This is a genomic window from Okeania sp. SIO2B9 (assembly GCF_010672505.1).
In the GTDB taxonomy this organism is placed as follows: domain Bacteria; phylum Cyanobacteriota; class Cyanobacteriia; order Cyanobacteriales; family Microcoleaceae; genus Okeania; species Okeania hirsuta.
Genome location: NZ_JAAHGK010000056.1, coordinates 1 through 12,461, shown reverse-complemented (window position 1 = coordinate 12,461; position 12,461 = coordinate 1). Strand labels below are relative to the sequence as shown.

The 12,461-nt window shown below is 38.1% G+C and carries 10 protein-coding genes; 5 read left to right on the top strand and 5 right to left on the bottom strand.

Annotation, left to right across the window (positions count from 1 at the left end; all coding sequences use genetic code 11):
- Positions 1–203: 203 nt before the first annotated feature.
- The 3 genes from F6K13_RS03910 to F6K13_RS03900 all read left to right on the top strand — a co-directional run bounded on the left by F6K13_RS03910 (position 204) and on the right by F6K13_RS03900 (position 3,141).
- On the top strand, positions 204–740 hold the full coding sequence (locus F6K13_RS03910; protein ID WP_205127431.1) for a GAF domain-containing protein: 537 nt from the start codon (positions 204–206) through the stop codon (positions 738–740).
- Positions 741–1,308: 568 nt separating this feature from the next.
- Positions 1,309–2,085 (top strand): trypsin-like serine protease, encoded by a 777-nt coding sequence (locus F6K13_RS03905; protein ID WP_287286859.1) that lies wholly within the window; start codon positions 1,309–1,311, stop codon positions 2,083–2,085.
- A gap of 438 nt (positions 2,086–2,523) precedes the next feature.
- Positions 2,524–3,141, top strand: a complete 618-nt coding sequence (locus F6K13_RS03900) for a PEP-CTERM sorting domain-containing protein (RefSeq protein WP_161564911.1) — start codon at positions 2,524–2,526, stop codon at positions 3,139–3,141.
- A gap of 456 nt (positions 3,142–3,597) precedes the next feature.
- Here F6K13_RS03900 and F6K13_RS03895 read toward each other — a convergent pair whose 3' ends face one another.
- From F6K13_RS03895 to F6K13_RS03880, 4 genes are all read right to left on the bottom strand, one after another.
- A complete protein-coding gene (locus F6K13_RS03895; RefSeq protein WP_124143109.1) occupies positions 3,598–4,767 on the bottom strand; it encodes a transaldolase in 1,170 nt (389 codons plus the stop codon).
- Between the two features lie 941 nt (positions 4,768–5,708).
- Entirely contained in the window at positions 5,709–5,912 is a 204-nt protein-coding gene (locus F6K13_RS03890; RefSeq protein ID WP_287286857.1) for a hypothetical protein, read from the bottom strand.
- A 296-nt stretch (positions 5,913–6,208) separates the two neighbouring features.
- On the bottom strand, positions 6,209–6,580 hold the full coding sequence (locus tag F6K13_RS03885; protein ID WP_124143108.1) for a cyclic nucleotide-binding domain-containing protein: 372 nt from the start codon (positions 6,578–6,580) through the stop codon (positions 6,209–6,211).
- Positions 6,581–6,776: 196 nt separating this feature from the next.
- A complete protein-coding gene (locus tag F6K13_RS03880) occupies positions 6,777–8,411 on the bottom strand; it encodes an alpha-D-glucose phosphate-specific phosphoglucomutase (RefSeq protein WP_124143107.1) in 1,635 nt (544 codons plus the stop codon).
- Between the two features lie 411 nt (positions 8,412–8,822).
- On the opposite strand from F6K13_RS03880, the gene F6K13_RS03875 reads away from it, so the two are divergent.
- Both F6K13_RS03875 and F6K13_RS03870 read left to right on the top strand, forming a co-directional pair.
- Positions 8,823–11,612, top strand: a complete 2,790-nt coding sequence (locus F6K13_RS03875; RefSeq protein WP_287286856.1) for a DUF4347 domain-containing protein — start codon at positions 8,823–8,825, stop codon at positions 11,610–11,612.
- A gap of 8 nt (positions 11,613–11,620) precedes the next feature.
- A complete protein-coding gene (locus F6K13_RS03870; protein WP_287286855.1) occupies positions 11,621–11,743 on the top strand; it encodes a hypothetical protein in 123 nt (40 codons plus the stop codon).
- Between the two features lie 430 nt (positions 11,744–12,173).
- Here the strand turns inward: F6K13_RS03870 and F6K13_RS03865 are convergent, their stop codons facing one another.
- Complete coding sequence (locus tag F6K13_RS03865) at positions 12,174–12,302, bottom strand: hypothetical protein (protein WP_287286853.1); 129 nt, start codon at positions 12,300–12,302, stop codon at positions 12,174–12,176.
- Between the last annotated feature and the right edge of the window lie 159 nt (positions 12,303–12,461).

Below are 12,461 nucleotides of genomic sequence, written 5' to 3'. Positions count from 1 at the left end.
ATCATGAACCAGTAACTCTTGAGCACTTAGGTAGTTGGCGATCGCAATCCTTTCGGCCATCAACTTTGAATACCTCTACTGTAATGATTTTGGCTTTATTATAAGTTATCATCCGAACATGATATTATATTTTCTTGGTTTTACCCCCTTGTTATTTGATTTTAATCTTTTTTTTACAGATATCCTCTCAGTTACTCTCAGAAATGCTACAGAAAAAAGTAGAATCTCAAGAAACAACTACTACTACCTTTTCTACTTCCAGCAGTAAAGCAGAACTTTTAGATTTAACAACTGTGATTAAAGCATCTCAATCAATTTCTGGTGAAATTAAGTTGGAAAATCTTCTGCACAATTTAATGAAAATTACTATCGAAAATGCAGGGGCGCAAAAAGGCTGTTTAATTCTCAAGCATAAAGGTCGTTGGGTGATGGAAGCTCAAGGAAAAATAGATAGCGACGAAGTAACAATATCACAATCTATTCCGATAGAATTTGTAGACCCAGAAACATCTATTCCCATTTTACCGATCACTATTATTAACTATGTAATTCGCACTCAAGAAAATATTGTTCTTAATGATGCACTCCAGGAAGGACAATTTATTGATGACCCTTATATCATCGCCACACAAAGTAAATCTATTCTCTGTACTCCCTTAATTAATCAAGGTAAATTAAGAGGAATTATTTATTTAGAAAATAATTTAACCACAGGTGCATTTACCTCAAAACGAGTCTAACTTTTAAATATACTGTCTGCTCAAGCTGCTATCTCTATTAACAATTCAAGACTTTAGACCAAAGACTTTTTCAGCAAACCCTAATTATATCAAATCCGGTAGTATTGGTGTAATTAGATAATAAGAGTGTGGGGAGATGGGGAGATGGGGAGATGGGGAGATAGGGAGATATAAAAAGATTTAGCAATAACTGAAGATGGAACATTTTTTTATACCGAATTAAGCGGATTTGATATAACAGCTAAAACCTAGTTCAATCAGAATCAAACCTAACCTCAAAAACTACACCCTGCAAGTTAAATTTATAAAGTTTTGATGAAGTTTTGATGAAGTTTTGATGAAGTTTTGATGAAGAATTTTTAATATTTTTCTCCTCTATATTTGCTGAAGCTCCTGTCCTTAGTATATTTACAGAATTTACACTAATATAATTTATCTTACTTAAGTAGTATTGTCATAGTGTAAGAAAATTGCTATCTTTCTTTATCAGAATAAATTACTAGGGTCAGACATATCTGCGTGTCATTCCCGTTGAAATAAAACTCAAAGAAATTAAAGGGACCAGGCAATGAGCATATACTTTTCTAACAATTTCAAACAACAAAAAATATTTAACCCTTCCATACTCAAATCTTGCAAAAATATTCAGATTAGCCAAATAGCTCTGCGTTGTGTACTTGGTCTAATAGCAAGTCAAAGTTTTCAATCACCCGTAAAAGGCATAGTAATAAATGATACAGCAGGAGCTAGTACTGCTATAGAACTAGGTGCTCCTTTGACGGCTGTAACTGACATTTTATTCAGAAATTCTGAAACAGGTGAATTTGTAAGTGGTTGTAGTGGTTCACTAATTGCAGATAATTATGTACTTACTGCCCAACATTGTTTTGATCCTATATTTGGAGAGGCTTTTCCTGAAGATGTGAGTGTTGGATTTTACGATGAAAACAACTCTTTCTTGACAGATATTTCAGTCAGTGAAATTTTATTCTTGGATGGAGATGAAAATTTCAATGCATTTTTAGATGGTACAGATCTTGCCATACTTGAACTTGCCGAAGCTGCTCCAACATCAATTACTCCTTTAAAATTATTTGGTTTCAACCCTGAGAACCTGATTGGAAGTGAGGCAACTATAGCTGGTTTTGGTTTCAATGGTTTAGGTAGTGTTGGCCATGAATTTACTGCAGATGGACTGCGTTGGGGTGCTGAAAATGTGATCGATCTAGTTGGTAGTATTTTTGATCCATTTTTTGATGCCGTCTTTACATCTAACATTATCAACCTTGACTTTGATGATGGAACTGATGATAATAACACCTTATCATTTTCTTTGTGGGTTTAATACCCCACCGTCTACACGGTGTTCAAAATTACTTGGGGTTAGAATCCCCATGTAATTTTCCTCCTGTCTCCTGTCTCCTGTCTCCTGTCTCCTTCTTCAATCAGTGTCGATAGTAGTTCTTCACCTCTAACAAATGAGGGAACTACTGCTCCTGCTGATAGTGGTAGTCCGCTTCTAGTAGAAGTAGATGATGAGTTATTAATTGCTGGTGTTCTTTCTGGTGGTTCTACTGAAACCAGCCAATTTGGTGATATATCTTGGTTTACTGGAATTACAGAACACCGCCTATTTATAGAAGAGAATGGTGGTCAATTTGTTGGTGATTTTATACCTCTACCACCCCCTCCTATTGAACCTCAACCTCCTGTATTTGGAATTAAGAATGGTGGTTTTGAAAATGGTTTAAATGACTGGAGTATACTTGGTGCTGCTACTATTGTGGATAGTGATTTTGGTATACCACCCTCAGATGGAGAGTCTAATGCGTTCATTTTGAACGATATAGTTGCTGTAGGTAATGATGAGATTGAAGAATTCTTAGGGTTGTCTGTTGGCAGTCTGGAAGATTTATCAGGTAGCATACCTTTTGAAGGTTCTGCTATCAAGCAAACTTTTTTGGCAAATGCTGGAGATGTTCTAACATTTGATTTCAACTTTTTGACAGATGAATGTACTCTATTGGATGTACAAAATGGTGTCTGTGAGCCTGAAGATATTTTTAATGACTTTTCTTTTGTCTCTCTTTCAGGTGATGAATTAGATAATTCTTTCTTAAAGATATTAGCTGATACTTCCTCTGATGTTGTTACTTCTGAAACTTTCTTCTTTGACGAAACAGGATATCAAAGTTTTTCTTATGAGATTTCTGAGACTGGAACTTATACTCTCGGGTTTGGAGTTGCAGATGCAGATAATGCTTTCGGTGATTCTGGACTTTTAGTTGATAATGTCCAGCTTACTGCCAGTGCTTCTACACCAGAACCTACTGCAACATTAGGATTATTTGCTACTGCTTTTGGAGTATTTTCTTTCCGAAAGAAGCGTCAAATAAAGTAATTCGGTTTGCAAATACCAGTTATAATTAGGCTCGTAGTTGGGCTTTAGCCCTAATTAATATAAGTATTTGACTTGCTCAAGCCCAACTACAAAGAAAAACTTGATTATAACTAATTCAGGACTTACGCATGAGGTAGGAAAAAATGGCATTAGAGATTGCTTCCCTGTCAGTCGCAATGACGAAAATAGGTTGTACTGCGTAAGTCCTATAATTATCAGAACTTGATATAAGTCCTACAGGACTTACGCAAAATGTAGAATTATACGCTATCTGTAGGGGTGATTAGCGTTTGCGAAGCATTCCGTAGGAAATCACCCCTACTAGATGTGGTGGTTATGCGTAAGTCCTGTCCTAATAATGTTACCGCCTTGCTCCCAATTAAATCAAGAAATGGGAGCAGGATACTCCCACTGGCCAACAATTAAATTGGCTAATTGCTAACTGCTATCTGAGGACTAAACCTTCGCCAATTGGAATACAGCTCCTAAACCAGATGCCATTTCCTCTGGAGAAATTTTACCATCCTGATTGATATCTAGAGCATCAAATACAGCATCAGTTCCTGCCCATTCTTCACGAGTGATGAAACCATCACCATCTAAGTCATAGATATGGAAAATATCTTCTGCTGCATGAGTGACTCCCTCTAGACGAGTCAAGCGTTCTGCTAACAGATTTTCCAATGATTCTAATGCTTTGGAGAAACCTTTAATGCCTTCATCCAATTTTTGAGATGCCATCCGATTTTCAGCGTGCATCTTGTCAAAGGTTTCTTTGTCTAAGGCAATTTTTTCGGCATCAGACTCAGCTGCTTTCTCAACAGAAAGTTTCGTTGGTAGTTCCCCTGTAGTTGATTCTAGCTCACCCAACAAACCAGGTGAAATAGTCAACAAGTCGCAACCTGCTAATTCTGTGATTTCACCAATGTTGCGGAAACTAGCTCCCATGACTTCAGTCTTGTAACCAAATTTCTTGTAGTAGTTGTAGACTTGAGTCACAGATAATACACCGGGGTCTTCCGCAGGAGGATAAGAGTCTCGCCCAGTTTCTTTTTTGTACCAGTCTAAAATTCTACCTACAAAGGGAGAAATCAGAGTTGCGCCAGCTTCAGCACAAGCGATCGCCTGGTGCAGACCAAAGAGTAGGGTTAAGTTGCAGTGAATACCCTCTTTTTCTAATACTTCTGCTGCTTTGATACCTTCCCAGGTAGAAGCGATTTTAATCAATATGCGATCGCGAGAAACTCCTGCTGCTTCATATTGAGCGATTAAATCTCGTCCTTGAGCTATAGTTGATTCTGTATCGTAGGATAGTCGTGCGTCAACTTCTGTAGATACTCGCCCTGGAATAATCTGTAAAATCTTAAGTCCAAAAGCAACTGCCAGTCTCTTAAATGCTAAATTTGCCACATCAGAAGGAGTAGCATCTGTCCCCAACTCTTCCCTTGCCTTTTTCAAAGTTTCATCCACAATTTCCTGATACTGTGGCATCTGAGCTGCAGCAGTAATTAATGAGGGATTAGTAGTAGCATCCCGTGGTTGAAATTTTTCGATTGCTTGAATATCGCCTGTATCCGCAACAACGATGGTTACTTCTCGTAGTTGTTCGAGTAAATTCTTAGCCATTTATTTCTCCCTTTGAGAATAAGTTACTTACTTATGGTTTAGTCGATAATTTCCTAGCATTCAATATACTTTGAGATATTAGGACAAAGCTGTTTGCACTAATTTTCTACTGTATTTCCATACAAATCTTCATCCAATTCCATTTCTGATACCATACTTTGAGCATTAACTAATCTATCTGCAGCTGAAAAAACGTCATTTAGAGCACCAAAAAAAAGACATTTTTTTAGTAACTATTTTCATTTATTGAGTTACTTCTCTTTCTTCTTCAGTATTATCTGAAGTTCCTAGTTTACCTAATAATTTATCCCTACATTACTTCATAATAAGCTTGAGAACTTCCTCAAGTATTCATGCAGTTTAGTTACAAATTTGGAGACTGAGTAATCACCAATTTATTGTGGTTTTTTCTTGCTCATTAGGAGTATTTTTAGTTAATTACAACCTCAGTATTATATCAGAACAAATTTTTAATTCATTATGGAATGGATGAAATTATCGGCACGTTAGTTTTGTGTTTGACTTTATGGATAACTTACCAAATTAACTTCTGGATTTCTGTGCCTTAACATACACTATCAATTTGTCAAATATATTATTGTTATACCAAATTCAAAAAAGGTCGCTACAGTATTAATCTTAAGTGTGCATCTCAATTTTGAATAAAGCCAACAATTTATCATTTTTAGGCAACAGCTCATCTGGCAACAGGCAACAGGGAATATATAGGAAAAAAGTATTTTTGCAAATATGAGATGCACCCAATCTCAAGACCTCTAACAACAGAATAAAGCACTGTAACAGTATTTTTTGAAAATGGTATTAAGAGCATATAGTTAAACTGAAAAAGCTCGTCACCAATTTTTTTTTACACTTATCAAGTTGATAATAAATAGCTGATGTTATGTTCCCCCTCCGGGGGAGCTACGAATTGCGGATAATCAGTTATAATAAAACTTAAGGACTGATAGTACCGACAGTACCAAAGAAATACTGAAATTATCAATACCCCATCTCCAATATTTCCTGTGTATTCCTCTTTTCTTCCCCTCCTGGGAGGGGGAGGGGCGAGGGGTGGGTTGACTCCTGACTCCTGACTCCTCACAACAGTTATTTATAAGTATTAGATATCTGGTAAAAATCAAAAATAAAATCAATTCTTATCCTTGAAGAAGGAGACAGGAGACAGGAGACAGGAGACAGGAGGAAAATTACATGGGGATAGTCAACGACCTGCCGCTCCGCGTCTACGCTCCCCCAAGTAATGCGTGAACACCCCCGTTGACGGTGGGGTATTAAACCCACAAAAAAAATGATAAATTATCAATTATTCCCCTCCTGGGAGGGGGAGGGGCGAGGGGTGGGTTCCCTGTTCCCTGTTCCCTGTTCCCTGTTCCCTCTTTTCTGGAGATGTCTATTCAACCGAACATGATATTAATAACTAGATAGAATGCTTAAAGCGACGAAGACGATCGGAATAACTCCGAATTACAGACAGGGCAAATAAAGGTGTTTCTTGAACTACAAATAAAAAGCGTTCTTGGTCAAGATAAGCTAATTTACATTCTGTTTTAGCAATAGCAGTAGAAGCTCGAATATGTTCTTCGTGAACTAGCGCTCCTTCACCAAAAACATCACCTTTTTTAATCGTTTCCACAACTTGACCATTAACAAATAATTCGACTACTCCTTCAATAATTCCATACATTACATCAGCTTTTTGCCCATCTTCAAAAATTACATCTCCTGGTGCAAAAGTTTTTTGATCTAGATGTTTGTGAAATAACTCTACAGTTTTTGCTGGTTCTAACATAACTATGTATCTCCGTATGTAAATTATCTTGAAAACTAACAAAAACAGGACTTACGCATGAGGTACGAAAAACTAGGACTAGAGATTGCTTTTCGTTCCGGACTGCTGCGCAAACCCTGTCGGTCGCTTCGGACAAAAATACGTTGCAGGTGCGTAAATCCTAATTAAATCAACCTCTTGCCTCCTACCTAAAAAATTAGGTAATTACAGTGGGTTTTTCCCTACCTGTAAGATTTTTAATTTGAGCAATTTCGTCTGCTATACCAATCAAAGCAGATAATGCTGCTTGAGTATCTTCATCATGTTTGCTAGCATCTGGTTCATAACTTTCCACATATAACCGCAGAGTTGCACCTTGAGTACCTGTACCTGAAAGTCGGAACACAATGCGAGAACCATCAGTGAAACCAATACGAATACCCTGCTTTGCACTTACACTACCATCTACTGGGTCAGTATAGCTAAAATCATCAGCATATTTCACCTCATATTGACCATATTTCTTTCCTGGAAGAGAAGATAATAGGGAACGCAAATTTCCCATCAAAGTATTAGCTTTATCTGTTTCTACCCCTTCATAGTCATGGCGAGAATAATAATTGCGACCGTAAATTTTCCAGTGTTCCTTCACAATATCTTCTACAGACTCTTGCCGTGCTGCTAAAATATTCAACCAGAACAAAACTGCCCAAAGTCCGTCTTTTTCCCGCACATGATTAGACCCTGTACCAAAACTCTCCTCACCACAAAGAGTAGCTTTGTCCGCATCTAACAAATTACCAAAAAACTTCCAACCAGTTGGAGTTTCATAACAGTTAATACCCATTTTCTCTGCAACTCGATCTGGTGCTGCTGAAGTTGGCATTGAACGGGCAATACCAGCCAAACCAGAACTATATCCAGGAACCAATTTAGCATTAGCCGCCAATACTGCCAAACTATCGCTAGGAGTCACAAAGAAATTTTTACCTAAAATCATATTGCGATCGCCATCCCCATCAGAAGCAGCACCAAAGTCAGGAGCATTATCTCCGAACATGACCTCTACCAAGTCGTGAGCATATACCAAATTCGGGTCTGGATGTCCTCCACCAAAATCTTCTAGAGGTATACCATTTTGCACCGTACCTGCGGGAGCACCTAACCGTTGCTCAAAAATATCTTTAGCATAACCTCCAGTCACAGCGTGTAATGAGTCCATACACATCCGAAACTTACCAGACTTGAGTAGTTCTGATATTTTGCCAAAATCAAACAATGATTCCATCAACTCAGCATAGTCTGCCACAGAGTCAATAACTTCTACAGTCATTTCCCCTAACTGATGACTGCTCAATTGGTCTAAATTAATATCCGCAGCTTCCATTATTTTGTAGCTATCTATAACTTTACTGCGTTCATAAATGGCACTTGTCACTTTTTCCGGTGCAGGACCACCATTACTAATATTGTACTTAACACCAAAGTCCTCTTCAGGTCCACCTGGGTTATGACTAGCAGAAAGGATTATACCACCAAAGGCTTGATTTTTACGAATAATACAGGAAGCAGCAGGAGTAGAAAGAATACCACCCTGACCCACTAACATTCGACCCACCCCATTAGCAGCAGCCATTTTCAAAATTATTTGGATCGCCTGACGGTTGTAATAGCGACCATCACCACCAAGCACAAATGTTTGACCTTGAATGTTTTCTAGACTATCAAAGATAGACTGAATAAAGTTTTCTAGATAGCGGGGTTGTTTAAAGGTTGGCACTTTTTTGCGGAGTCCTGAAGTGCCTGGTTTTTGGTCACTAAAAGGTTGTGTTGCAACTGTCTGTATGTTCATAGTTTATCGTAATTTAACAACTTTCTACATTAGAGGAATTCCTGCCTAAGTCTGATATAGCAGTCGAAGGAAAGGCCGCGGACATATCAAAAATTTAAAACTCAGACAACGCAAGATTCTTCCCTCTTTCCTAAATAACTAATCGCCTTCTTCCTTCTTCCTTCTGCTATAATCTCTGATTTTTTTGTCAATTAATGCTTAAGTTGATATCAACTCTCATTGCATCATGGCCATTAATATTTTCATAATTCATCGTTTGACTGTTTCTGTTTTCACTTTTACACCAAATATGGCGCATTTGAATAATTAATTTTTTGGTGTTGAGCAAATGTGCTTATAGTTAACATCAGGTTAATAAAATAGAGAATTTTTGAGCTAGAAAAATCTAAACTTTTAATAAAGAAAAAGTAGATGGCAATGGACAATCTGTTATTGATTGAATTAATTAATACTCCTTTAAAATCCTCCACAATTATGAATTTAACTAAACTTTTATTCATCGACTCTAAGGTAGAAAATTACCGTCATTTAATTTCAGAGATTGACCTTGATACAAGAGTATTTATCCTACAACCCAATGGAAATGGTATAAACCAAATAGCCGAAAACTTAGGTAAATACCATCAGGTAGAGACAATTCATATTATTTCTCATGGTGCAAAAGGTAGTTTGTACTTGGGAAATAGTCTCCTGAATTTAGACAATATTCATCAATATGCTGAGAGTATCCAGCAGTGGGGTAAGTGTTTGTCTGGTGATGGAGAAATATTGATTTATGGTTGTCAGGTGGCAAGTGGTAAAGAAGGTAAAGAATTTATCAGACAACTACATCAACTCACAGGAGCAAATATTGCTGCTTCCGAAACACTGACTGGAAATGTTAACAGAGGTGGTAACTGGAATTTAGAACTAATATTTGGTCAACTCAAGTCAGCATTGGCATTTACCCCAGAAGTGAGGGCGAGTTATGCAGGGGTGTTGGCAAATATTGTGGTAGATACTACTGATGATGTAGTAGATGATAGTGATGGTGTGACTTCTCTGCGGGAAGCAATTATTGAAGCTAATAGTACCCCGGAAGATGACACAATTCAACTGACTGCGGGAGAAAGATATAATCTAACTATCTCAGGAAGTGACGAAGATGCTGCTGCCACAGGAGATTTAGATATTGTTGCTGGTGGTGGAGAAATAACAGTTATTTCACAGGGAGATGAAAAAGCTGTTATTGATGCGGGGGGTATAGAAGGATTAGGCGATCGGGTGTTTCATGTTTTGTCAGATGCTGCCCTACAGTTGGAAAATGTAGAAATTACTGGTGGTTTTGCCAATGATTCTCCAGGAGGAGGTGCTCTCAATAACTACTCCGGTACAGTTAATATTAGCAATAGCACTATTAGTGGTAATTCAGCAGATATACTTGGTGGTGGTATCAACAATTTTTTTGGTACGCTCAATATCAGCAACAGTACGATCACTGGTAATTCTGTGGATGGTAATGGTGGTGGTATTGATAACTCTTTTGCTACACTCAATATCAGTAACAGTACGATCACTGGTAATTCGGGAACTAATGGTGGTGGTATCTTTAACCTAGCATCCACAGTTACTATCACTAATAGTACGATTAGTGATAATTCTGTGGATGGTAATGGTGGTGGTATCGACAACTTAGGTACAGCAAATATAACTAATAGCACTATTAGTGGCAACTCAGCAAATAGTGGTGGTGGGTTCCGAAACTCAGGTACAGCAAATATTAGCAATAGCAATATTAGTGGCAACTCAGCATATCTAAATGATGGAGGTGGTATCGACAACTTAGGTACAGCTAGTCTTACCAACAGTAATATTAGTGAAAATTCTGCTTATAACGGTGGTGGAATCAATAACTTAGGTACAGCTACTATCAACAACAGCACTCTTAGTGGCAATGTTACATTTTTAGCAGGTGGTGGCATCAGAAACTCAGGCACAACAAATGTCAGTAATAGCACTTTTAGTACCAATTCAGCTAATAGTGGTGGTGGTATCTATAACACAGGTACAACTAATGTTATCAACAGCACTTTTACCGAAGGCATATCTAACTATGGTGGTGGTATCTACAATGCTGGCACGACTAGCATCAGTAATAGTACAATTACTGCTAATGGGGGTCAACAAAATCAAGGAAGTGGCATTCTCACTAAAGCTCTTGATGAATTAGGATTTAACCCCACTACTATTGTAACTTCTACCATTGTCTCTGGTAATTTCAGCACTGATTTTGATTCTATAGGAACTAATAATACTATTATCAGTGGTGGCAATAATCTTATTGGTATAGGTAATGCTATCAATATCTTCAACGGTGACAATGACCAAACAGGTGTCACTGACCCTCTACTTGGAAACCTAGTTGACAACGGTGGCCAAACCTTAACCTTACCTTTACCCAATAGTCCTGCCATTGATGCAGGTAGTAATCCCAACTCACTTACCACCGATCAACGAGGTGAACCACGTTTTGTAGGCGAGGGGGTTGATATTGGTGCAGTAGAATTGCAAAACTCACCACAAATTACTGGTACTCCTAAAAGTGATATTCTCAATGGTACAAATGAAAACGATACTATTACAGGTCTAGCAGGTAATGACACCATAAATGGTCGTGGTGGTGATGACCAAATTATTGGTAGTCGAGGTAATGACTTCCTCTATGGAAAAGAGGGCAACGATACCCTACAAGGTCGTCTCGGTAGCGATCACCTCTTTGGTGGTAATGGTGACGACTCTCTCGTTGGTGGTCAAGGACGCGATCGCTTTAATGGTGGTGCGGGTAATGACACTCTCATTGGTGGAGCAAGTATTGACCATTTTATTTTCAATACAAATGATGAATTTGACTCAGACGATATTGGAATAGATGACATTACTGACTTTGTTCCAGGACAAGATATTATTCTCCTAGACAAAAGTACATTTACAGCTATTACCAGTGACTCAGGAACAGGTTTTAGTGTGAATGCTGAATTTGATATAGTTACCAGTGATGCTGATGCAGAAATTTCAGAAGCATTCATTGTTTATAACAGCAACAACGGCAAATTGTTCTACAATGCTAACGGTACAGAAGCAGAATTTGGCAGTGGGGGTGAATTTGCTAATCTAACTAATATTGCATCTATTAGTAAAGATGATTTCTTGCTCAGAGGGTAATATCATGTTTGGTTGAATACTTACACTTTGGAGGAAGGAAGGCAGAAGGCAACCCACCCCTCGCCCCTCCCCCTCCCAGGAGGGGAAGGCAGAAGGGAAAGAAAGCTTCAAGGCCAGAAGTTTTTTTATAACTGATTATCCGCAATTCGTAGCTCCCCCGGAGGGGGAACATGATATATAGCAATGAGCGCTGGTATATTTACAAATTGCAGGAGTGGCCAAATAGCTAAAAATCTTATATTATTCCTTCGGAATGCTGCGCAAACGGCAATTTATTCCCCCAGATGAGCTGTTGCCAGATGAGCTGTTGCCTGCGCACAGGGCTATAAGCTAGTATAGACAAATTGATATCATATGGTATCGTTTGTGTAAAAACTTAGGAAATATCTACTTTCAAGTAAAAATTACGTCCATTGTGTTTAACTAGACCTTTGGTTTATGATGATGATGAAGCAGAATAATCAAGCAATATTATAGCGGTTTTCACAAAGGTAGACTACAGACAAAATATAAGTATGTTTTAATTTTAATAAGTTACAGACCTGACAGCTGTATTCTATATTAATGAAAACCGCTATAATTACCTCCTCTAGGTAGGTGATTAGCAAAAATAGCTGGTAGTCCTGCATGGTAATGGTGAGGATATATATTTTTTAATTTCTCCCACACTCCCGGTGCTTCCTTTACCATTACTATGCATCACCACCAAATAACTAATATCATGTCCGGATAATTAGTGATCAGAAAACTCTCTCCTTCAACTCCAGTTCTTCTTCTTCCTTCTTCTTTCTTCCCTCCTGACTCCTGAGGACTGACTCCTGAGGACTCCGTAGTTATTTATTTATCACA